General features: G+C 43.1%; 22 protein-coding genes. 12 read left to right on the top strand and 10 right to left on the bottom strand.

From position 1 onward, the window contains the following. The first annotated feature begins 93 nt into the window (after window positions 1-93). Genes ACOJRU_RS04615 through ACOJRU_RS04630 form a run of 4 tightly spaced genes read left to right on the top strand, consistent with a single transcriptional unit; the run spans window position 94 to window position 5219 of the window. Window positions 94-1497 carry a glycosyltransferase gene (locus ACOJRU_RS04615; RefSeq protein ID WP_421133874.1) on the top strand — a complete coding sequence of 468 codons (1404 nt, stop codon included), beginning with the start codon at window positions 94-96 and terminating at the stop codon, window positions 1495-1497. 14 nt (window positions 1498-1511) lie between these two features. Further along, window positions 1512-3119, top strand: a complete 1608-nt coding sequence (locus ACOJRU_RS04620) for a glycosyltransferase family 2 protein (protein WP_421133875.1) — start codon at window positions 1512-1514, stop codon at window positions 3117-3119. Further along, on the top strand, window positions 3116-4249 hold the full coding sequence (locus tag ACOJRU_RS04625) for a sulfotransferase family protein (RefSeq protein ID WP_421133876.1): 1134 nt from the start codon (window positions 3116-3118) through the stop codon (window positions 4247-4249). Before ACOJRU_RS04620 ends, ACOJRU_RS04625 begins: the two co-directional genes overlap by 4 nt. Before the next feature lie 4 nt (window positions 4250-4253). Then, on the top strand, window positions 4254-5219 hold the full coding sequence (locus ACOJRU_RS04630; RefSeq protein WP_421133877.1) for a hypothetical protein: 966 nt from the start codon (window positions 4254-4256) through the stop codon (window positions 5217-5219). Between the two features lie 13 nt (window positions 5220-5232). Here the strand turns inward: ACOJRU_RS04630 and ACOJRU_RS04635 are convergent, their stop codons facing one another. Together ACOJRU_RS04635 and ACOJRU_RS04640 are read right to left on the bottom strand one after the other, a co-directional pair. Next, a complete protein-coding gene (locus ACOJRU_RS04635; RefSeq protein WP_421133878.1) occupies window positions 5233-5910 on the bottom strand; it encodes an SAM-dependent methyltransferase in 678 nt (225 codons plus the stop codon). A gap of 44 nt (window positions 5911-5954) precedes the next feature. Then, window positions 5955-7013 (bottom strand): hypothetical protein, encoded by a 1059-nt coding sequence (locus ACOJRU_RS04640; RefSeq protein ID WP_421133879.1) that lies wholly within the window; start codon window positions 7011-7013, stop codon window positions 5955-5957. 446 nt (window positions 7014-7459) lie between these two features. Between ACOJRU_RS04640 and ACOJRU_RS04645 the strand changes: the two genes are divergently transcribed. The 6 genes from ACOJRU_RS04645 (at window position 7460) to ACOJRU_RS04670 (ending at window position 13020) form a co-directional block, all read left to right on the top strand. Beyond that, on the top strand, window positions 7460-8287 hold the full coding sequence (locus ACOJRU_RS04645) for an SMP-30/gluconolactonase/LRE family protein (RefSeq protein WP_421133880.1): 828 nt from the start codon (window positions 7460-7462) through the stop codon (window positions 8285-8287). A 1-nt stretch (window position 8288) separates the two neighbouring features. Next, window positions 8289-9197 carry a glycosyltransferase family 2 protein gene (locus ACOJRU_RS04650; protein ID WP_421133881.1) on the top strand — a complete coding sequence of 303 codons (909 nt, stop codon included), beginning with the start codon at window positions 8289-8291 and terminating at the stop codon, window positions 9195-9197. Then, window positions 9190-9867, top strand: a complete 678-nt coding sequence (locus ACOJRU_RS04655; protein WP_421133882.1) for a cytidylyltransferase domain-containing protein — start codon at window positions 9190-9192, stop codon at window positions 9865-9867. Before ACOJRU_RS04650 ends, ACOJRU_RS04655 begins: the two co-directional genes overlap by 8 nt. Continuing rightward, window positions 9860-10795: a phosphoglycerate dehydrogenase gene (locus tag ACOJRU_RS04660; RefSeq protein ID WP_421133883.1), complete on the top strand. Its 936-nt coding sequence runs from the start codon at window positions 9860-9862 to the stop codon at window positions 10793-10795. The genes ACOJRU_RS04655 and ACOJRU_RS04660 overlap by 8 nt, the downstream gene beginning before the upstream one ends. Continuing rightward, entirely contained in the window at window positions 10785-11543 is a 759-nt protein-coding gene (locus ACOJRU_RS04665) for an SDR family NAD(P)-dependent oxidoreductase (RefSeq protein WP_421133884.1), read from the top strand. The genes ACOJRU_RS04660 and ACOJRU_RS04665 overlap by 11 nt, the downstream gene beginning before the upstream one ends. A 385-nt stretch (window positions 11544-11928) precedes the next feature. Continuing rightward, window positions 11929-13020, top strand: coding sequence for a glycosyltransferase (locus ACOJRU_RS04670; protein ID WP_421133885.1), 1092 nt, complete (start codon window positions 11929-11931; stop codon window positions 13018-13020). A 157-nt stretch (window positions 13021-13177) separates the two neighbouring features. On the opposite strand, the gene pseC is transcribed toward ACOJRU_RS04670, so the two are convergent. The 8 genes from pseC to pseF all read right to left on the bottom strand — a co-directional run bounded on the left by pseC (window position 13178) and on the right by pseF (window position 20819). Continuing rightward, entirely contained in the window at window positions 13178-14344 is a 1167-nt protein-coding gene (pseC, locus tag ACOJRU_RS04675) for a UDP-4-amino-4,6-dideoxy-N-acetyl-beta-L-altrosamine transaminase (protein WP_421133886.1), read from the bottom strand. Further along, on the bottom strand, window positions 14341-15342 hold the full coding sequence (pseB, locus tag ACOJRU_RS04680; protein ID WP_421133887.1) for a UDP-N-acetylglucosamine 4,6-dehydratase (inverting): 1002 nt from the start codon (window positions 15340-15342) through the stop codon (window positions 14341-14343). Before pseB ends, pseC begins: the two co-directional genes overlap by 4 nt. A gap of 111 nt (window positions 15343-15453) precedes the next feature. After that, on the bottom strand, window positions 15454-16131 hold the full coding sequence (locus ACOJRU_RS04685; protein WP_421133888.1) for an HAD family hydrolase: 678 nt from the start codon (window positions 16129-16131) through the stop codon (window positions 15454-15456). Further along, the gene (locus ACOJRU_RS04690) at window positions 16128-17057 is read right to left on the bottom strand and encodes an ATP-grasp domain-containing protein (RefSeq protein WP_421133889.1); all 930 of its coding nucleotides are present in this window, start codon (window positions 17055-17057) and stop codon (window positions 16128-16130) included. Before ACOJRU_RS04690 ends, ACOJRU_RS04685 begins: the two co-directional genes overlap by 4 nt. Before the next feature lies 1 nt (window position 17058). Further along, window positions 17059-17979, bottom strand: coding sequence for a LicD family protein (locus ACOJRU_RS04695; protein ID WP_421133890.1), 921 nt, complete (start codon window positions 17977-17979; stop codon window positions 17059-17061). Window position 17980: 1 nt separating this feature from the next. Next, complete coding sequence (pseI, locus tag ACOJRU_RS04700; protein WP_421133891.1) at window positions 17981-19030, bottom strand: pseudaminic acid synthase; 1050 nt, start codon at window positions 19028-19030, stop codon at window positions 17981-17983. Further along, the gene (pseG, locus tag ACOJRU_RS04705) at window positions 19027-20118 is read right to left on the bottom strand and encodes a UDP-2,4-diacetamido-2,4,6-trideoxy-beta-L-altropyranose hydrolase (RefSeq protein WP_421133892.1); all 1092 of its coding nucleotides are present in this window, start codon (window positions 20116-20118) and stop codon (window positions 19027-19029) included. The genes pseI and pseG overlap by 4 nt, the downstream gene beginning before the upstream one ends. Beyond that, on the bottom strand, window positions 20115-20819 hold the full coding sequence (pseF, locus tag ACOJRU_RS04710) for a pseudaminic acid cytidylyltransferase (protein ID WP_421133893.1): 705 nt from the start codon (window positions 20817-20819) through the stop codon (window positions 20115-20117). The genes pseG and pseF overlap by 4 nt, the downstream gene beginning before the upstream one ends. Before the next feature lie 225 nt (window positions 20820-21044). Here pseF and ACOJRU_RS04715 point away from each other — a divergent pair, with 225 nt between their 5' ends. Then, window positions 21045-21842, top strand: a complete 798-nt coding sequence (locus tag ACOJRU_RS04715) for a flagellin (RefSeq protein ID WP_421133894.1) — start codon at window positions 21045-21047, stop codon at window positions 21840-21842. A 152-nt stretch (window positions 21843-21994) separates the two neighbouring features. Beyond that, a complete protein-coding gene (locus tag ACOJRU_RS04720) occupies window positions 21995-23467 on the top strand; it encodes a sigma-54 dependent transcriptional regulator (RefSeq protein WP_421133895.1) in 1473 nt (490 codons plus the stop codon). The last annotated feature ends 73 nt before the right edge of the window (window positions 23468-23540 follow it).

A 23540-nucleotide genomic window follows, 5' to 3' on the forward strand; every position in this document is an offset into this window, starting at 1 on the left:
AACACAGCAATCTAAGCTGTTCGGTGCCACTAATATCGCTGATATTTCCGTGCTTGGTTATTATGGGCAAACTATAAAAGTGTAGGGGAAAGCATGTCTTCTTTGGTGATCTTTACTAGTATCACGCGGAATTACCTGGCCAAGGCAAGAGTACTGGCGCAGTCGGTTAAACAGCATCACCCTGACGTTGAATTTCATTGTGTGGTAGCGGATTTTCTCGCCCCCGAAGATGGGCTTCATCAGATTGATGAATTCGACAAAGTTGTTGATTTGCGAGCCTTTAAAGATACTTTGGATCCCGCCTGGTTATTTATGCATGCACTGGTGGAAACGTGTACCACAGTCAAACCTCTGTATTTGCACCGATGCCTTCAACAAGGCGCGAAAAAGGTCATTTATCTTGACCCTGACACTCGCCTGTTTAGCCCGATTACTCCCGTGATTGACATGCTTGATAATGTGGACATTTGTTTAACTCCCCACGTTGCGGATGTCGATTATGATCGCGACTCTATTCGCGACAATGAAATTTCAGCAGCAAAACATGGTGTTTACAACCTAGGATTTTTCGCAGTCAATCAGAACAGCGAAGGCATGGCGTTTGCGCGCTGGTGGAGTGACCGGGTCGTGAATTACGGTTATGCACAGACCTTTATGGGCAGTTTTACTGATCAAAAAATCTGTGATTTTGCACCTGCTTATTTCGACAGTATAAAAATCATGCGCCATCCCGGTCTTAACGTTGCACACTGGAATTTAAACCAGCGTGAAATTGCCGAAACGCCAAATGGTTTCACAGCAAATGGTAAGCCAATGATATTTTATCATTTCTCTTCTTATGATAGTGGAGTGGGTGAGATTATGTCTGTGAAGTATTCAAGTCAAACCCGTAATGCCGTAGATAAAATCTGGCAGATCTATAAACATGAAAATGACGCGTTAACTCATTACGGTTACGAACAGATGCCTTGGACGTTGAGCACTTTTGAAGACGGAAGTCCTATATCCGGGGAGGTACGGTTGTATTATCGCCAGAATGAACACTTGCAATATCGCTTCCCCGAACCTTTTAAAGTGGGAACCGATAGCCTGAAAGATTTTTGGGAAAGCACGCCAGAATGTCGTGCGTTTGACGAGCAATGGCATGCTACCCAGGCTTTTTTAAAGACGTTCCGTTTTGCGCGCACTGATCAATTTTTAACGGCAAAACTAAGCAGTATACAAACGCTAAGACGGCAACCCCCTCAGCGCTTATTTATTTACGGGGCCAACGAATTTGGTTACCAAGTTGCCATGCTGGCAACGTCTATGCTTAGTTGTGAAATTGTATTGCTTGACCGTGATAGCACAAAGTTGCTGGCTGGATTGACGGCACATCCGCCTGAGGATTTTCGCTTTGCTCAGACCGATGCCGTAATAGTCTGCGGAAAAGCTCATGAACAGGAAATGCGTGATACGATCAGGGCATTGTCTGACGGTGCGCCAGCACTTTTTTAAGCAAAGAGTAACTGATGAGCGAACCGACCAAGATATTACTCGCCTGCTGGGAAAATGAAATTGACCAGTTGCCAGAAGTTCTAGAACGAAATAGCCACCTAGCGCAAGGGGCCGATGTGGTGGTATTTTCAGAGGACGGAAAATCACTTAGTGATGTAGTGTTGCAGCCAGTGTTAAGGCTCATCACGTTGCCAGTTTCACAATTTACGCAGCGTGAGCCGCTTCTAAAGGCGCCTTCTGATCTCGCCGTCTGGTTATTTAATAATGCACAGAATTACCAGATTATTTTTTGCTCTGTGCGGGGCGGGCTGGTGTATTTTATTAGCCGCTTAAATCAGGCGCTAAATGCATGTAGCCATTGGACTGTTAATACCTTCTCAGAGGCGACAACTCGCAGCGATTATCAGCGCACCCAACGTTTTTTGGATAAACAGGGGGTACTGAGGGATTTTCTCGAACAACACTGGGCTGATGAAGTCGGTGTTGACCGCCAAGTGGCTTTTCCCGACATTACTGATGCTAGTTCAGTAACAATAATTGTGCCTTTTCATAATCGGGTGGAGTTTGTTGGGCAGACCTTAACCTCTTTGCTTAAACAAACTGTCCAAGGGATGCAAATCCTAATAGTGAATGACGGCAGTGATGCTGGGCCCAGACAAGCCTTAGCAAAAATTATCGCCGCTGAATCCTTTAGCGAGCTGGCTATTCAAATTATTGATGCGCCTGCACCTTCAGGTGCGGCCGGAGCGCGAAATCTAGGCCTCAGTAAGGTCACTACGCCATTTATATTGTTCATTGATGATGACGATGTATTCGCCCCTAACGCCGTCGAACTATGTTTAGAAGCGCAACAACGCACCAATAGCGATATTGTGACCATGGCATTTAGTTATTTTGACGGGGCTGAGTATCCAGATTTCTCCCAAACATCTGGTATGTTGATACATTTTCATAGCGATCAGGATTGGGTATCAGCGCTTACTTATAACTGTATAGGTGGGATCAGTGCGCTTTATCGAACTGAGGTGATTACCCGTTATGGTGGCTTTGAGTGCGGGCCCTTTGCCGGTGAAGAAGACTGGCAACTATTACTAAAACTTGCCATGGCTGGCTGTCGCACAATTAATTTACCTGTGCCATTATTGTGGTATCGAAACACCCCCTTCAGCCTCAGCAAAAAAATGCTCAATTTCGACAGCCGCCATCAACTGTTCAAGCTTTACGAAAAAGTGTTGCCGCCGCAGCTTCATGCACTACCTGAATATGTTACATGGCAGTATCAAGCACAGAAATCCACTGGTAATGAAGTACCCTTTGCCCGGTTAGGATTTCAGCTAGCCGAGTGTAAAGATCGCCCGCTCTATCTTTATGGTGCTGGTCACCTCGGTAGGCAGGTGATGATGTTACTAGAAACGCTTGAGATGCAGGATTTAGTCGTTAACGTCATTGACCGAAATGCGGCCTTTATTCAGACCTTAAATGACCTTCCGGTGGTAACCTTGGATGAGTGTAAATTTGTTGGCAATGCAGTCGTTATCATCGCTTCTCTAAGTTTTGTTGATGATATTATCAGTCAGTTTCTCACCTCAGAATTACAAGTGATAAGGCTGGACAAACTATGAGAGAGACTACGTTTGTTGTCGTACTGGGTATGCATCGCTCCGGTACAAGTGTGATCACCAGTCTGGTTGAAAGTTGCGGTATTTCGACCGGAGATAACCTGCAGGGCGCCGGGCCGGATAACCCAAAGGGTTACTGGGAGGATGAGTTTATTGTGAATACCAACAATAAACTCCTCCGTTCGTTGGGCCTAGAGTGGCATTCTCTTATTTGGCTGGATGAAGCTGTACTGCGCAAAAGCCCCTGTCATGATGAACTATTTCAGGCAAGCAAAGTATACTTAGCGGGTTTACTTTCTCGTTTCCCCAAGCTAGTGATTAAAGACCCCAGAATGGCCATGACGCTTCCATTCTGGCTGAACGTATTCGAAGCCATTGAGGTTTCGCCATATTATGTGATCACCAAGCGGCATCCGGCTGCAATAGGGCGTTCACTGGTAACCCGAGATTATTTTGACCAGGAATACTCTGCGCAGCTTATTTATATGTATTGGGCGTCGATCGTAAAGCATTTACCCAACGAAGCGCCACGAATCAAAGTGGATTATGAACTGGTCAGCCGGGATGAAGCAGGCCAGTGTAAGCGGTTATGTGACTTTTTAGGCGTTGCGGCAGTTGAACAATCGTTATACTCCCAATTTGATCCTTTGTTGGAACGCAGCAACTCAGATAAGTCAGAGGTGGGCTTTGTCTGGCAACAAGCGTTTTTTGCTGAGTTTCCAGATGTAAATGTACCGTTGGAAAAGATTCGAACACTCAAAGGATATTATGCTGCCTTGAGCAGAGCTTACATGCCCGAACACCTGCAAAGAGACACGATTAACGAAATTTTTAAGATTGCCGATAACTTAAAGGACCAAAAAGTGGTGCTGTACGGTGCCAGTCAATTGGCGGCATTGGTGAGCGGCGTGTTGCATGAGCAAATTACAATAAGCGTTGACCGCAATGTATCAGCAACAACGCCTTTAAAGCGTTATGGATTCACTTTTTTACCAATAAACGTATTGGCTAATACAGACCATGATTGTGTGCTCGTCGCGGTAACCGGCAGACAGCAAGATATTACCGAGAGCTTGTCGGCGCTGACCACTCAACCTATCTATTTCCTAGAAGACTGGCTGTTTAAAGGCTGAAGCAATGAAAATTATTAATGTATGTGGGTTTAACTTAAGTGGATGTTCCGCAGCTTTCGATCTCTTCTATGATTACGAAACGGTGGGGTCGGTAAATCGCGAGTTCCATGAATCCGGTTTTCTCAAATGTAAGTACACCTTTGGCGGCGCTATTCAAAGCGTGTTGCTTGAGCAGCCGTTTCGACCGACTAAAGAAGAGTTGGCCACCTCATTGCGCGGAGATATGCCGGACTCCATCGGCGCTGATGCTGATAACTTATCGATTCATAATCATTTAGTGTCAAGAAAGTCCATGGCAGGGCAGTTTGGGCAGGTGTTTGATACTTTCACTGCACAAGCCCTGTCGGTTATCCCGGATAATATTGCAAATTTACCTAAAGCCGAAGCGCTCGCGGTGTATGAACAGGCCGCGAGAAACTGGTTAGCCAGTGTTGTTGCACATGTACCTACAGAAAACTTTCATCTGAATAAGATTTCTGACGATAGCATCATGATGTTCAAAAATGACCCGCCGGGTAAATTTCCTTATGTTGCGGGTTTAATTCCTAATGGCACGTCATTTTCAGTACTTCGAAATCCGGTTGATGCGTGTTTTGATTTTAATCGCTTTTATTATTTTGGGCATACATCGCAAACGGTAAAAGCGTACAGTGATATTTTCGGCTCATGGGTTCGCACCGTTAAAAATCAATTAGCTTATGAGCCTGAGCGTTGCAAAGGGAGTTATTACGTTGTTCGATTTGAGGATCTTATCCAGAAATCATCAGTTAGAGATAAAATGCTGAAAATGGTGGGGCTAGATCGCGTAGATAAAGTTTCCGAGCATTTTCAGCCTCAGGAGTCTGCAAAAAACATCGGAATTGGTTGTGCGATGTCTGAACAACTAATTGCGCAAGTTGAGGCATTGTGTTCGCCAGAATACGACAGCCTTATTGAAGTTCTTAGAGAACACGATATGTTGATTGAGTAATCGTTTAGACAGATTACTCAAGATGTGTGAAAACTAACATAGATTGCTGTCTTGGGTGATTCCACCCCTCTACGATTTGCTCTACCTTAAGACCCGCAAGTTTCGCCAAAGCACTAATCTCATCCATCGAAATATGATAGGGATCTTGTAGATAATGTGTTGTGATTTCGCCATTTGCAAAGGTTAAGTCGTCGTAATAACCGTTATCTGGGGCGAGAAATACCGTTGAGAAATAACGCCCATCTTTATCTAATACGCGCTTTATTTGTTTCAGGCAAAGTAATATTAAATTAAAATTCAGGTGCGTGAACAATGATATTGATAATACGAACTTAAAGGTCTGATTAAAAGGGGTTGCGTCAAAGCGGTCAGAAACTAAGGTATTCGGTTGTTTATCGCTTATCCCAGCTTGCGCCAGCTCAAGATTACCTGCATTGATTAATGACTGATTGATATCCAGTCCATAGTAATGCTGATTATCTAGGTATCTAATGAAATGAATCCCTCCTCGAAAACAGCCACATCCCATATCCAGCAGTTTGTCTGAAGGCAGTAAGCCCTGGCGTGTTATAAAATCAAATTGTAGCCGTCCTAGAGTATCCCACAGCCCCCCGACGAATCCCCGATGTACTTGGTTATCTATATCTTCGTCTGTCATTTGATTAAGATAGGGATTTACGTCGTGATTCATGTTTTTTTACCTTGTTTTGATGTAGCAGGGCAGTCTATGGGGAATTACGCTGAGCGTTGCAGTAAAACTGCATTGTTTCTTTGATCAATAATGCTAAATCCATTATCGATTAAAAATGGAATTGCTAGCGTGCCCTTCGCGGTCCATTGCTCGTTTTCGTCAAGCCAAGTGTCATCAACACAAACAACGCCGTTACTGGCAAGTTTTTCAATGATAGCTTTTGCGCAATCTAGGTGCATCTGATGGCAGGCTTCCTGATCAATCTTACTACCTAAAAACTTTTTATAACGACTTTGCCTAAGGTCTGAATGTCCGCCATGATCAAAATCATAAGCATCCAGAAATACCACATGAAACTCGCCTTTCCATTGATGCAAAAAATCTTCACCTTTGGCCGATACCGCGTTAAACGGATATCCGTTCCTCAAGAACATCTCATTTGCCATGCGGCCATTGTGCTCATCCATATCTACCGTGATAAAACGATAATCTCTGCGATGGCATAATTCAGCTAGAATTGATGTACTGCCTTGTGATTGAAGTTGTTCGCGGGTTGTACCGATTTCTATGAAGGTAATACCAGCGGCAAAGCGGTCTGGATGACTGTTTAGGTAATCTACCAGTAGGTCATGGCCATGGGAAGAATCTTTTAGACGCATCTGAATAAAATCATCCACTAGTCCCTTAGCCCAGGTCCCTGTACCTTGTGGAATGACGCCTGATCTTGTTAGCCCCTCAAGAATAAAAGATGCGGCTGTGGCTTTGCGCTCCAACTCGTGGAACACTTCACCAATCAATTGTAACTGCTTCCCTGCTACGGCGTTATCCTCTGAAATATATTGATTTGCGGTGAAGCAAAAGTGTTCGGTGAGAATTTTATTACCTTGTTCAAGGTAGCGGTTTGCTAATAGTAAGCACAGTTCAAATTTGGCCTCGTTCGGCCAGCCATCGTTCAAAAGGACGCCGTCTAGCGCAAACCAAAAATCGTCGTTTTGGTCGAGTGTTTTGGCATAGTTGATAACATCAACTGAAATTTTCTCAATAAACTGTTGAAGACTCACTGGTAACAACTCCTCGCTATTTTTTTTGTTATCGGCACTCATAGCTGATTCATGAATAAATTACATTTGATCCCTTAAAAAACAAGCATTGCCACAATGGGTGTAATTACCTATTAACAATCATGAGTTGCTCGCTATTCTGGTCAGTCATAAAGAACCTATGGTGACGGGCTACCTAGGAATAGTGTCATAGCCTACTTTATTTTGCATGCTAACGTGTGCTGAAAGTCAATTTCGTCAATGAATATATCGAAATTATTGACGCGCCTTTACATTGGCTATACGGTGTCTATCATCGGAAAAAATAGTTATATTTTTACAGGTGGCGCGAGTTACAGCCATTTAATACATCAAAGACGATGGTCTCGTTGCTGGTAATCCCGCCAGAATAATTAATGTTTACTTACCTCAACCTGACTTGCCTTCACTTAATAGCTTGAAAGCATGGCCTAGTTCATATGATTAATTTGTTGAAAAATGGAGATAGGATGGAACTCGGTGAGTCCCCGTTCTGGTCCCGTCGCTTAAAGAAATGGATGTGGGTCGACATCTCTCGTCAAATCATTTTTCAGAAGTCTGAAAAAATGTTGTCGATGTCATTTGCTGAAATGGTATCTAATATTTTTGAGTCCTCATCTACTACCCTGGTTACTGGTGAAACTAAACTCTATCAATTCGTCGATAATGGAAAAGTCGAGGTTCAAAAGCATCTTTTTGAAAATACAAAGTATAGATGCAATGATGGTGGCGTGGCACCCAGTGGAAAGTATTGGTTTGGTACTATGGAGAAGCATCCTTCAAGCCCCAAAGGAAAAATCTACTCCTTGGATGTAAACGGAAATTTAATAGACCAAGGTGCAGATATTGGAATTCCTAACACGTTTATTTGGCTTGATGAGAGCCATATTTTGATCTCAGATTCACTTCTTCAAAAGACGTATAAGGTAGAGCTTCTTGCTTCGGGATTATTGGATTGGATTAACCGTAAGGTTTGGCTCGATTTAAGTAGCACAAAAGGTACACCTGATGGGGGAGCGATGGATGATGATGGTAATATATGGTTAGCCGTTTGGGGGGATGCTTCAATCCATCGATATTCGCCTGAAGGTTCACTGTTGGACAAGATTGAGTTACAGGCCTTGCAGCCGACTTCTTGCGCTTTTGGTGGGCCAAATATGGACGAGATGTTGATAACGACTGCTACAGAAGGAATGTCAGAAGCGCAAATCGATCATTACCCCGATTCAGGTAAAGTGCTAGTCAGAAAAATGAACGTTAAAGGAAAAGTCTTACCATTATTCGATTTAGAAGTGTGAAATGTTAGCTAGTATAATAATTAGAACCTACAACGAAGAGCGCTATTTAAGTGAACTCCTACAAGCTATTTCGAATCAAAAGAGCGAGAGTGTTGAGAGAGAAGTTGTCATTGTAGATTCAGGCTCGACCGATGCAACACTAAAGATAGCAAAGTCGTACCAGTGCAGAATAACACATATAAAAAAATCTGAATTTACCTTTGGAACGTCACTTAACTTAGGATGTGATTTTGCTAACGGAGACGTCTTGGTGTTCATTAGTGGGCATTGTATTCCGGCAAATGACTGTTGGCTTGATGAGCTCTGTAAGCCAATAGTAAACGGGCTTGTAGATTATTCTTACGGTCGGCAAGTCGGCCGAGATACCACGAAGTATTCTGAAGGTCGTCATTTTGCCAAATGGTTTCCAGAATATTCCAAAATTCCTCAAGAAGGCTTTTTCTGCAACAATGCCAACGCAGCCGTCACTAGAAGGGCTTGGGAATTTTTTAAATTCAACGAGGAGTTGACCGGTTTAGAAGATATGCATTTAGCAAAATTGCTGGTAGAGGCCGGGAAGAAAGTCGGGTACGTTGCAAGTGCACCAGTTTATCATATTCATGATGAGTCGTGGAAACAGGTAAAAGTCCGTTATGAGCGCGAAGCATATGCACTTCAACGAATCATGCCTGAAGTGCATTTTTCATTTTTAGATTTTGTACGTTATTTCATATCAGGAGTGGTGGCCGACAGTGTCGTAGCAAAGCAGAATAAAGTCTTTTTGAGTAAGATTGGTGAAATATGTTTATTTCGCCTTAATCAGTATTGGGGGACATACTGTGGAAATCAAGAACACCGAAAGCTTTCGATAAAAATGAAGAAACAGTATTTTTATCCCTTAGATACACAACGAGACTCAGATCATGACTAAAAAAGTGGTTGCATTGTTGCCAATGAAGGCCAACAGTGAGCGTGTAAAAGGAAAAAACTTTCGAGATTTAGCTGGTAAGCCATTATTTAAGTGGATACTTGATGAATTACTTGCTGTCGAAGAAATAGATACGGTGGTGATAAACACTGATGCTCGAAATATTCTGGAAAAAAATGGCCTCGTAGAGACGCAGAGAGTGATGATTCGGGATCGTAAGCCTGAACTCTGTGGTAACACAGTATCAATGAACTTAATTTTGGCAGACGACATTGAAGCAGTGGAAGCGGATACATATATCATGACGCATACAACTAATCCGCTGATATCGGCGAAAACAATAAAAGAGGGTCTTCAAAAATTCCAGTCTGATGCGTTTCACGATTCGTTGTTCACGGTTAATAAAATTCAAACCCGTTTTTATCGCGAAGATGGAAGTGCTGTAAATCACGATCCTGATAACTTAATTCGTACCCAAGATTTGGAGCCCTGGTTTGAAGAAAATTCTTGTCTCTTTTATTTCTCCAAAGAATCGTTTTCCAAGACCAAAGCGAGGATCGGCGAGACGCCGCTAATGATGGTTACGCCACCGTTGGAATCACTGGACATTGATGAATCGCACGACTGGGAAATAGTTGCTGCGTTGGCTGAATTTAGGAAAAAAGATGCATAAAGTGTTGGTGACCTGCCCCCCGATGTTGGGACAATTTCACAAATTTATTGAACCCGCTAAGAAACTGGGTATTGAGTTAATACCAGCTAAAACAACACAAGTTTTGACTGAGGAAGCGCTTATCGCGCTTTTACCTGGGTTTGATGGTTGGATAATTGGGGATGATCCCGCAACCAGGCAAGTCTTTGAGGCTGGAGTAAAGGGGAATTTAAAGGCAGCGGTAAAATGGGGGATCGGTGTTGATAATGTTGATTTTGATGCTTGTAAAGACCTCTGTATTCCAATAATAAACACGCCAAATATGTTTGGTGGCGAGGTTGCAGATGTCGGTATAGCGCTGATGCTAGGGCTTGCGCGCCATACCCATAGCATTGATCGTGGCGTTCGTGAGGGTGGTTGGCCAAAGCCTGCCGGTATAAGTATATCTGGTAAACATATTGGTGTTGTGGGCTTTGGTGATATTGGGCGAAACTTAATCAAACGTCTGAGTGGATTTGATGTGACTGTCACGGCCTATGATCCTGGGGTCGAGGGTAACCAAGGCTTTGATTTTGTCAAAAGGATGCCTTTTCCAGACGGACTCAGTGAATGTGACTTTTTAATTTTTACTTGTGCTCTTACTAAACAAAATTATCGCATGTTAAACAAAACAACCTTAGCTGCGATGAAGCCTGGTTCACGTGTTGTTAATGTTGCCAGAGGGCCTCTTATCGATGAAAAGGCGTTAGTTCAAGCATTGCAAAGTGGTCACATTGCAGCAGCAGCACTTGATGTTTTTGAAATTGAACCATTACCGATGGAATCAGAATTACGAGCATTGTCTCATTGTATTTTAGGTTCTCATAATAGTTCAAACACTGTCGAAGGTGTAGATAGAGCGACGTTCAAAGCACTGGAAGAAATAGCGGGGTTTCTTGGTGAAAAATAGCAATGAAAAGTGGGTGCTTGTGACCGGTGCAAATGGAGGTATCGGAAAGGCGCTGGTTACTTGTTTTGCTGAAAACGGCTACTCGGTTGTGGCGACAGATATTACGGACTTGACGGTAAGCGCACCAAACATTACTAACTTGAAAATTGATCTAGAGCGAATTGTCTTGGACGAGGCTTATGCTGATATCTTACAAAAAGATGTTATCGAATTAACTTCAGGCGCTGGACTGACTGCTTTGGTAAATAACGCGGCGGTTCAAATTTTAGGTAGTGTGCGGGAAGTTAGCCGAGAAGATTGGCTAAAGAGTATGAATGTAAACGTTTCTGCGCCATTCTTTATGGTACAACTGTTTTTGGAATCCTTGAAAGAAAATAAAGGCTCAGTAGTGAATATTAGCAGTATTCATGCCCTACAAACTAAGCGAAGCTTCGTCACTTACGCAACGTCTAAAGGCGCTCTGAGTTCATTAACGCGAAATATGGCAGTCGATATTGGTAACGCTGTAAGAATTAACGCCATTGAGCCCGCAGCGGTAAGCACTGACATGTTGCGTGCGGGTTTCAAAGGAAAAGAAGAACAATTTGAATTATTGGAAGCATTCCATCCTATTGCTAGGATTGCCACCCCAGAAGAGGTCGCGCAATTAGCCCTTTTTTTATGTTCAGAACAATCATCCTTTATCCATGGTGCTTGCTTAAACGCTACGGGCGGGATCCACGGTTGCTTGAGTGATCCTGATAGATGACTTAATTCCTACTCTGCTTTTGCTCTGCAATGCTTCCCAGTACTAGCAGCTTGAAACTCGTCGCACCGCACAGTCTGTCGATATCGGTAAAGCATGCCACTAAAATGAGAATGAATAGGTAGTGTTTAGCTAACTATTATCATCTTCTGATTGATGTTACTAATCGACTTGAATAAACCGGGACGGTGAGATGCATACTACAGTTACAACGGATGTGGTCGATAAAAAGACGTTGGTTGAAAAATATGTGTATCTAATTTTTGATAGCATAAGTAACTAAACTATGATGTTGAAAATGCAAATTTTTATATATTGTATTCACTCACATAAGTTGCCCGCCAATTTGACGTATCCCTTCTCATTTCTTATTTATTAAAGGGCTTAAATGATGATCAATGTCGCTTTTTGTATCGATGACGATTTTGCGCCTTACCTGGCGGTAAGCCTTATGAGTTTACTAGATAACACTCAATCTCACCTTTCAATTTTTATCATTGGCAATTTATCTGACTCGGTGAAACAACGCTTACACAGTGTTGCAAATGAAAGAGTCAACATAAGTTTCGTGACGCATTGTGTAAACATTCCTCAAAGCGAACTAAGCGATCGTTACCAAGGACGCTTAAATGGTATTACTTTTGTTCGCTATGCACTTGCAGAAATATTACCCGACCTAAATAAAGTGATTTATTTAGATGCAGATATTCTCGTAACAGGCGATATCAGTGCGCTTTGGCAAGAGCCCTTGGGTGAGCAGCTGGCTGGCGTTGTAGAAGATCATTCTTTAATGTCACAGCACAGAGCGAAAACCTTAGGCCTTTTATCCCAGCGCTACTTCAATGCCGGTGTTATGGTTATTGATTTGGCTAAGTGGCGCGAGAGGGGCACGTTTGTGCGCTTAATGCATGTTCACAGCTCAGAAGTGCTTTGGGAATACAATGACCAAGATGTTTTGAACAAAGTTCTGGATAATGACACTCAGTATTTAAATGGGAAATATAATGCACAGACGTACACGCTTACCCACCAACTCGTTGATGCTTCACCCGTTATAGTGCATTTTACTGGGCAAGAGAAACCATGGCATCTTTCCTCTGTTCATCCTTTTACGGCACAGTACCGAGCATTTTTTGATAATGTCCCTTTCATAAATAACACACTCTCGTTGTTTCTCGATAAAGAAGACCATTTGATACTAGAGCAACTCGGTGATTTATATAGTACTGGTTGTTGTATTGTAATTTGGGGAGCTGGTGCGCGCGGGAGAAGGTTAATTAAGGCGCTAGAGCAACATTATCCCTTCATTGTAATAAAACAAGTGGTGGATACATATCTCAAGGGTAATTGCTTTTCATTTCCTATTTTCTCTCCTGATGAAATAAGTATCGAACATATTGATGCCGTAGTTGTGGCTACACTTCCGCATAAGCAAAGCATTACAAACTTATTACGTGATAAAGCGGTAAAAGTCATTTAGCTATATTTAACGCTCTACTATTTAACCTACAGTAAGCGGTCTTATCGACGTGTTTTATGCAAAAGCGTATCAACGAAGCTGTCCTCACATAAGTAAAAAGAATAGAGTTGATAGGCGCTTACCCGACCGTCAGTATAATAAAAGGTGTCATCCACCATTAAAAATGGGAATTAACTGCTGCCACCAACGTATCTACAATGTAGTCAACTTGCTCGAGTGTTAGTTCAGGAAATAGCGGCAACGTAACTGCTTGCTGATAGTAAAGTTCTGCATTAGGGTAATCGCCCTCATTAAAACCTAAATTTTTGTAGTAGGGCTGTAAATGAATAGGAATATAATGCACATGGGCAAATATTTCGTTTTCCCGCAGCGCGACAATAAGCTCAGCGTGTTGTTTCCTACTTAATGCATCTACTCTAACAACATAAAGATGATAACTATTGAAGTTGCCCTCATTCTGTTTCAAGGGAGTAATACGTGAATGATCTTTGAGGCGTTGGTCATAGTAAGCAGCTAAGATATTTCGTCTTTCTACAAATTCGGACAGCTTACTTAGCTGGCTCAATCCTAAAGCTGCTTCTACATCTGTCATTCGGTAATTAAAACCTAACGCGACTTGCTGGTAATACCAAGGTCCATGACTCACTTCTGTCATCAAATCCGGATCATTCGTTATTCCATGGCTGCGTAACATTCGCATTTTATTGGCAAGTTCACTATTGTTGGTCATTGCCATACCGCCTTCCATGGTGGTGATTATCTTGACCGGGTGGAAACTAAATACTGTAATGTCTGAGAATTCACAACTGCCAACGAACTGCCCTTTATATTTTGCTCCAACGGCGTGGGAAGCGTCTTCAATGACATAAAAACCATATTCTTTGGAAAGCCTATGAATATTTTCCATATCGCACGGTTGGCCAGCAAAATGAACAGGGATAATGGCTTTAGGTAATGTGCCTTTCGACTCTGCTTGAATGAGCTTGTTTCTCAACGCATCGACACACATATTGCCCGTGTTTAATTCGATGTCTACAAAATCTATATTTGCGCCGCAATACAAGGCACAGTTTGACGAAGCAACAAAAGAGTTCGGCGATGTCCATACACAATCGCCCTTACCAATATCCAGTGCCAAACAGGCAATGTGCAACGCAGACGTCGCGCTGTTAACAGCAATTCCGTAACGTGAATTGCAGTAGTTCGCTAGGGCGTTTTCGAACTTAGGAATAGCGGGGCCTTGGGTTAGCCAATCCGATTGTAACGTATCTATAACCGCTTTGATGTCTTCGCTATCAAGATGTTGGCGCCCATAGGGGATCACTTCTGCGCTTCCTCATTAAACTGTGTAATTTCGTCAATACTAAGAAAATGTTGATTAGTATCAGAAACGTACTCAAAACCAGAGTCTACAGGCTTACCAAGCTCATTAAGTGCATTGCTGGTGAAATTGTTGCTTCTATGGAAAAATTTTATGGCCGGCGCGATGACATAATGATCTTCAAATTCAAATGTATGCAATGACATATCACCTGGGCACATCATCTCATGAAGCTTTTCGCCGGGCCTAATTCCGACATAATTGATAGGCGTTTCAGGCGCCATTGCTTTTGCTAGGTCGACAATGCGTATAGAAGGAATTTTGGGTACAAAAATTTCACCACCCAACATGCGTTCGAAGTTCTTAAGAACAAAGTCTACGCCTTGTTGTAGCGTTATCCAAAAACGGGTCATGTCTTTATGAGTAACAGGAATATGGTCGCTTCCCTCGTCAATGAGTTTACTAAAATAAGGAACAACTGAGCCTCGTGAGCCGACGACATTACCGTAACGAACGACTGAAAACCGACAAGCGCTTTCACCCACAATATTATTTGCAGCGACGAATAGTTTGTCTGATGCTAACTTTGTAGCACCGTACAAATTAACGGGATTAGCCGCTTTGTCAGTAGAAAGGGCGATAACTTTACTAACGTTATTATCGATAGCAGCATTAATCACATTCTCAGCACCATCAATATTGGTTCTAATGCATTCTGTGGGATTGTACTCGGCTGCTGGGACCTGTTTCATCGCAGCGGCGTGAATAACGAAGTCAACACCTTGCATTGCACGATTCAGACGCTCTTTATCTCTGACATCACCAATAAAATAGCGCATACATGGCGCATTAAATCTTTGCTGCATTTCGAACTGTTTAAGTTCATCGCGTGAGTAAATAATTAAACGCTTTGGCTTGTGTCGTGATAGCAGGGTTTGTACATACTTATGTCCGAACGACCCGGTGCCACCTGTTATGAGAATCGATTTTCCATCAAACATAGCGTGCTCTTATTTTTTAATTATTACTACAATATATCATGTGTCTGTATATTTGCCATAAAGCATTAGAATCTATGCAATTTAGTAAGTATATGCGCATTTTTTAGTTCGCTACTTACCCCCATCGACGACCTCTAGACTCAATGAAGGAAGCTCACCAAGTGTGGTTATTGTGTATTGCGCTTCATATCCAGGCTTTGCTTTGACGGTGCTGTGTTCGCCAGTTAATACTCTGACTGTCGATACGCCCAACGTGTTTAAGTTAACGAAGTCTTTCGCTGGGTTATCGCCAACATATACCATATCTTGCCAGTTACACTTTTCAGCTTGCCTTATTTTATCAAAGCAATATGTGGAGGGTTTAGCATGTTTAATACCAAATCTATGAGTCACAAATACTCGCTTGAATAGGTGAGTAATGTTGAGTGCATCCACTTTATTACCTTGTACTATCTTATTGCCGTCGGTTACCACATATAGCGGCTTAGGTAACGCATTTAGTAATTCGCGGTGCGTATTGGACATCGTCAGTGTTGGTTTGTGTAAACGGTACGCAGACAAGCACGCTCTTACATGTTTCTTTGTTACAGGTATACCATGCATAGCTAGGTAATCGTTAAAAATACGACCTCGGCCTTTGCTGTCTAACAACGTGACCAATTCATTAAAGCCTAAATCTTTATTCACTCCCCAGGTTTGCTCAACATAACTCGCGACTGCTTTCAGGCCCGATTCTACATACTGCCGCTCTTCGTAAAGCGTGTCGTCTAGGTCGAAGATATAAATCATAGGTAATAATCTGTTGCTGCTCTAACTTGTGTAATTTTTTTCTTCGCCAGCGTCAGTGGCAGTGTTTCGATATCAATACCAAGTGTTTCACACAAGCTCCAATATAAACTGTCTACGCCTGCCTTTATTCCAAGCGTAGAAGCACCACCAAAACGTGAATTACACTCAATAATATGTAATTCATTGCCGCTGATAATGGCTTGTAAGACCACAGGGCCAGACAGTTTCAATGACGACAGTGTTGTTATGATATCGGGTAAAAATGATGGCGTGGGGAGGGTATAGGTTACTTGCGATTCACCATTCACCACGAGCGCTCGTACTCGGCATATCGCGGCTTTTACCGTGTGACTCTCTGATAACCATGCATCAACACTTATTTCTTGCCCGTCAATGTAGGGTTGAAACAATGGCGCGCTGAGCATTTCAGCATGTGCGAATGCATCATCGGCGTTTAGATTTATCCCCACGGATTCACTGCCTGCACCAAAGCGTTCTTTAACCACAAAGCGAGAGGCGTCACAGTGACGCAAGTCACAGAACGCGGGGATTATAGCGGGTATATCATGCTGTCCGAATTGTAGCTTATCTAAGCAGAGTTCAACGGCCTTTTCATTAGAAACGATAACGTGGATATGCTCTGCTTTGAGTTGATTTTTTAGCTTCGCCCAGAAAAGTAACTCACCGTCTCGACTTGGTAATATGTGAGTAATTTTTTGTTGTTTAAGCGCAGATATAATTTCAGATATGTTCGTATCTGTAGTGGCAGGCATATGCCAAAATGCATCGCAAAAGTGACGGGTAAGTACGTCGTGCTTTATGTCACCTGCGGTAACTATACCATTCACGTCAAGCCGCATCACAGCCTCTTTTAAAGCGCGTAGTAGTGGGACTTTGTTACTGGCGCTTGAAAGTAAAACATTCACGTTAATTAAATCCCTCATGCGAGAGCGTGCGTTTAGTTACTCTTATCCCGCCTTTTCGCATTGGCATTGATGCTCTGCGATTTTTATATTCAGTGATATGCGTGGTTTTTTGAGGTGTTTGCCACTCACCATACATAAACGTAAGGAAAGCATCAGCTTCACAGGGGGCGTAGAATATATCGTCGAGGAAAGAAATGTGCTCAAAACGCTCGAAGTGTTTAGCTGGTGCAAAGAAAAGTCCACCTGATGATAATAGTTCAGAGTATCCATCTTTAGATTCACGCCGTTGAATACTTATATCAAACAAAACATAGTCAGTTTCAGACGAGTTTGTAAACTCAATATTAATACATGATTCTATGCCATCTACCGAAATGATGACAATTTCCCAATTTACGTTAAACCGGCTGCTAATCAACTCAAAGAGTTCAGGTAATAATGCCTGGAGCCTTTCAAAGTTGTCTCTGTCGATTGCCAGGTCTATATCGTCATCCCATGCAATCAATGCATTATCTCGTATGGCACCAAGAAGCGTACCAGAGTCCAAACACACAGAAATATTTTTTGTATTAAAAAATCGATTCAGTGTACGCAGTAGCACTTGGGCGAACGCTAATGTCGAACCGTCTTCAAAGGGAAGGGATGCTTTAACGGCTTGCTTGTTTGGTGAAACAATCTTAGATGTTGGAATCTTTAGCTCTTCAGTGAGTTGTCGATATATTTGATCAACCCACTGGCTGGTTATGACAATATTGTCGAACCTGTGAGATGCAATACTCTCTGGTGCAATGATAGGAAAGCCCATAAACATGGTGCCGTGCTTGGAGGCATCATTGTCGACAAAAGCGACGATCTCCAAATCGGGGTGATTCGCAATGTAGTTCTCGCCGCCTTTACTTGCGCCAAATAGTATAACCTTCATGTTACAGCAGTTCCCAACTCATCGGTGTACCTTTGGCCGCGTCTTTACTAATCCGTTTACCTAATAGCAATGGCAGGTATTTTGGCGCAAGTCCAAGGCCCGGACGAACCGAGCGAAGGTTGTTTTCATTTAACATGTCGCCCGCTTTTAAGTCCTGGGAAATGTACAGCGAACGCCTATGGACGAGAGATGCTTTTTCTCTTTCGGTGGCCCCATAACTGACTTTTCCAATTGCCACTGCAGCACGTGCGGTTTCATCAACCAACAATTTTAACTCATGTGGTTCGAGAGAAAATTCAGCATCAACTTCACCACCGTTTCTGTCGAGCACAAAATGTTTTTCAACAACGGTTGCACCTAACGCTACAGCCGCAACTGCAACGCCAACACCAGGAGTGTGATCAGATAATCCCACATGGCAATCGAACAGTTCACTCAAATGAGGGATCGTCTTCAGATTGGCATCCACTGGGTTTGCAGGGTAGTTGCTTGTGCACTTAAGCAAGATGATATCATTACAACCGTTGGTTCGAAGCACTTCAACTGATTCAGCTATTTCGGCTTGACTTGCCATTCCTGTCGAGACGATAACGGGCTTTCCTGTTTTTGCTACAGCAGCGAGTATTGCGTGATCAGTATTCTCAAATGAGGCAACCTTATAGCAAGGTGGGCTCAGTGTTTCCAAGAAATCTACAGCGGTTAAATCAAAGGGGGTACTAAACGCCATTAACCCCTGTTTGTTAGCATAATCGAATAGCTCTTTGTGCCATTCCCAAGGCGTCATTGCTTCTTTATATAAGTTATAAAGTGAGTTTCCTTTCCATAAACTGTTAGGATCTTCTATGAAGAATTCCTTTTCATGGCAGTCTAGGGTGATGGTATCAGGCGTGTACGTTTGTAATTTTATGGCGTGCGCCCCAGCTGCCGCAGCCGCATCGATAAGTCGATAGGCTTTCTCAAGAGACTGTCCATGATTGCCCGACATTTCAGCGATGATAAACGGCGCGAGCCCAGGACCTATTTGCATATCACCTATCGTAATTGGCTTCATGACTTCCTCTTTATGATATTAAGTATCTCGTCCATGACGAAAGACGGATGTTGATGTTCACCGACAAGTATACGAGCGTTGTTGGCAATTTTGTGTATTTTTTGCGGAGAATGTAGCGCAAATTCAATGGCTTTACGAATCTGACAATCTGTAACAGTATCGCTTGAGCCAAGCCATATGCAGCACTGTCTTTCGTCTAGACAGCGAGTGGTTTCTATCTGATTGTCAGCAATCGTTATGACAAGGCCTGCGATTCCTGTTCTGGCTCTCTCCCAGTGCATAGTTCCGCCGGCACCAATCATAAAGCTCCCATGGTGCATTAATTGCGAAAGAAAGGAGATGTTGTGATGGAGCGTCATTTTTGGGTGATCATTGAGTTTTCTCTTCAACCCGTCTACATTTGCGTATGCTCCACCTACAACAATATCGGCGGTATAGTCTTGCTCGCAGAGTGTAAGCAGGACATCTACCGTCCGTGAGGTAAGATTCTCAGGATCACTACCACCAAAACACACAACCAAGTGGTTGTTTTGTCGATGCACCGTGGGTTGTTGATAAAACTCCTTTCGAAGTAGCGCATATTTGGGCCCTAGCAACATGTGTGTGTGCTCAGGAACCAAACCTTTATATCGAGTATCAATCTTGTTATAGACGTTTTGATCGATTAACACATCGCAGTCGTGCGCTCGGTTAGCGAGGTCGTCTACTACTGCAATGTTGTCGCAGTGGACACGCATCGCGCGGCAAAATGGTGCTGATAATGCGTAGTGGTCTACTACTAAGAGGTCTATGTTACCGTCTAGTACCTCCAAAAGTAGGCCCAAACATTTACGGGCATGTTGCTTTTGCTTTTCTGAGCTGAGAACGCGCTCAGCCGCACTTGTAGAGTTAATTAAAAATTCATCGTCGCCAAGCGAGAGTAACGTAACGCCGGCGTCTGTAATCATCTGAGAAACTTGTCTTGGCAAATCTTGGCACAAAAAAATGCTGTCGAGCTGCTCGTTAACTTGCTTTGCTAATGCCAAACAGCGCATAACATGACCTAGGCCAATGTCAGTGGAGCCGTCTACTCTAAATACAATGTTCACTGAGTATTCTCGCCATGAATTAGCTTATACAAAAGCTCAGCCCTAACCCAGTCTTCAGGAGTGTCAATATCCTGTACTAAATGATCCGGCATGACGACCATCTTGGAATTGTGCCCGAATATACGCTTACTCTCATCTAACCAAGTTTTATGGTGTCCCCAGTATAATTGACCAGCATCGTGATAGGCTGGCTCTAAGTCTTGCGAACGTTGAGTAATTCCCACGTCATCGAATGGTTTTACACCTCCATTGTCAGTTTGAAGAATGGCTCGTTGAATAGGGAATGAAAAACGCGCAGCTGTGAAGACGTAGTCAGTTCCCTCGTTCTTCAATAACGTTTGATAGCAGGCGTCAACCATTGAAGTGGATAGCAAGGGCGACGTAGCGTAGATACAAGCACAATAATCGAGTTGCCAGTTGCTTTTGATGAGTTCTGAAATGGCATGGCGTACCACAGGGCTCGTACCTGTGTGATCGTCTGCTAGTTCAAGAGGGCGAATAAAAGGGACTTCAGCGCCGTGGGTAATGGCCACGTCTGCAATTTCTAGGTCGTCTGTAGACACGACCACTTTGTCGATAAACTCGCTAGCTAGTGCTATGTGAATTGCATGCGCGATCATAGGTTTACCGCAAAAAGCCTTTACATTTTTCCTTGGAATACGTTTACTACCACCGCGGGCGGGAATGATTGCTACATTCATATTTTCATCATCTCAAAAAGGTGGTGAATACTGTCTATACCGTGTCATCGGCCATTCAACGACTTACTTTAATCGATAAAGGTAAACACGTCTTGATTCGTTTGTGCTTACGTATAAATTTCGAATGGCACGTATAATATTCTACACATGCGTCTGGTTAGAAGTTGTACGATATTGTGTTATAATTTAAATAATCGAATAAAAATCGAATTAAGGTCTGCAACCATGCAAGTAAATGAAAATGGTGTGTCCAGTTTATTGAATCAGATTCAGGAAAAGCAAACCAATCTATTCGAAAAACTAGCGTCCGGTAAAAAAGTCAACAATGCCTCTGACGGTGCTGCGGCTCAGCAGATCATCGATAGACTGACCTCACAAGTGGAAGGTAATCGACAGGCCATTAATAACGTTTATGACGGCATTTCTTTAGCGCAGGTTGCTGAAGGTGGTTTAAGTAATATTAACGACGATGTAAATCGAATTCGCGAACTTACTATTCAATCAGGTAATGGTATTTTAACTGATGGCGACCGTAATGCCATTCAGTCTGAAATTTCGCAGTTGCAAGACAACATTACTCAAACGATTGAACAAACCAACTTTGCCGGCAAGCCATTGCTGTCAGAAGACGGTGCGCTTAACTTTCAAGTTGGCGCGAACGGTTCTCAGTCAGTGGATATTCAAACCCAAGATATTGCTTCACAGCTTGGCGATATACTCTCGATTGACTTAACTTCAGGTACCAGTCTAAATGATGCCCTTAGTGCGGCAGATTCTGCCATCGAAACGCTGGGTGGTGCACAAGCTGATTTGGGTGCAACACAGAACGCACTGCAAAGCACTGCGCGAAATTTAACCCAATCAGACATTAACGTGGCAGAATCGCGCAGTCGAATACAGGATGTAGACTTTGCTCAAGCTGCGTCGCAACGTGCTTCAAACGACGTACAAGCTCAGGCAGCGTTAACGGTGCAAGCCCAAGCAAATCAACAGGAAGGGCAGGTGCTAGCGTTACTTAGTTAACACTTAAAAGCATAATTTTTCAAAAGAAGCAGGGAAACCTGCTTTTTTTATTGCTATATTTCCGAAAACATCAGTTGCGCTGACAACTTTTGCCGTTACAATTTGCAAATGCGCTAAACTGTAAATAATAACAAAGCGTTCTCGGGGAATTGATGAAGGATATCTTGCTGGTTAGTGATAATCAGGAACTCATTAAAAGCTTAGAAACTATTGTCGCCTTTTTGGGTGAATCATATCAATCGCGCTCTTTTTCGACGTGCGAGAGTTTTCTGAACGAACGTGGCGCTGATTCTGTGCTAATAGACAGCGCAGACAACGCAACGATGAATAAATTAGTGGCACAGTTCCCCTCTGTGCCGTTCGTCGCACTGGTGTCTGGTGCTGTTGAGATTTCTGCTGAACACAACCTTGTTAGTGTGGTATCACTTCCTCTTACCTATCCGGTGCTTACACAAGCCATTCACCGCTGTCAGGAATACAGTCGAAGAAAGCCAGGTCTGAGCCGATTAGGTAATGCCAAAACCCGATTATTCAGAAGTTTAGTCGGGCAAAGTGAGCAAATTCAAATAGTGCGCCGGTTAGTAGAGCAAGTCGCGCCTACCGAAGCGACGGTGCTTATATTGGGTGAGTCGGGTACTGGTAAAGAAGTGGTGGCTCGAAATGTTCACTTTTTTTCAGAGCGCAAAGACGGGCCCTTTATTCCTGTAAATTGCGGTGCCATCCCGGGAGAACTGCTAGAAAGCGAATTGTTCGGGCATGAGAAAGGTGCATTTACGGGGGCCATTAGTGCCCGAAAAGGACGTTTCGAACTTGCTGAGGGAGGCACGCTTTTTCTTGATGAAATAGGTGATATGCCCTTACAAATGCAGGTTAAGTTACTTCGTGTATTGCAAGAAAGAATGTTTGAGCGAGTGGGTGGCAACAAGCCAATAAAGTGTAACGTTCGTATTATCGCGGCGACCCACAGAAACCTTGATGTTATGATTCAAGAAGATAAATTTCGTGAAGACTTGTATTACCGCCTTAATGTTTTCCCCATTGATAGCCCTGCTCTTCGACAGCGTAAAGACGATATCCCCTTGTTACTGCAAGAATTAAATAGCCGTATACAGGGAGATGGTGTAGACGGCGTTCACTTTACAGAACGCGCTATTGCGTCGTTAATGGAGCACGAATGGGCTGGTAATGTAAGAGAGCTATCAAACCTTGTCGAGCGACTGACCATTCTTTATCCGGGGCAAATCGTGGATGTTGCCGACCTACCCGCAAAATATCAATATGGCGATGTAGACCCTTACGAGCCTGACTATCCTGAAGAGTTGCTAGAGCGAGATGCCTTCAATGAGTTGTTTGCCGAGGCAGCTGCACAAGAGCCGTATGATGATAGCGAAGAGCAAGAACAAGAACTTGTTGTCGCGACAGCGCTTCCCGAAGAGGGAGTAAATTTAAAAGAGTACCTTTCAGAGCTTGAAATTAACCTCATCATGCAAGCGTTAGACAAACAAGATTGGGTTGTTGCTCGCGCCGCAGACAAATTAGGAATGAGAAGAACAACCCTCGTCGAAAAAATGCGTAAATATGAGATTGCGCGCGCTGAAGATTTATCATCAACGTCAGGTAATTGACGTAAAAAAACGTAGTTTATTGCGCTAACACTCTGATTGTTAGGGTTTAAAATTGTGGCACGCCTCCTGCTTT

The organism is Alteromonas algae (genome assembly GCF_049117195.1).
In the GTDB taxonomy this organism is placed as follows: domain Bacteria; phylum Pseudomonadota; class Gammaproteobacteria; order Enterobacterales; family Alteromonadaceae; genus Alteromonas.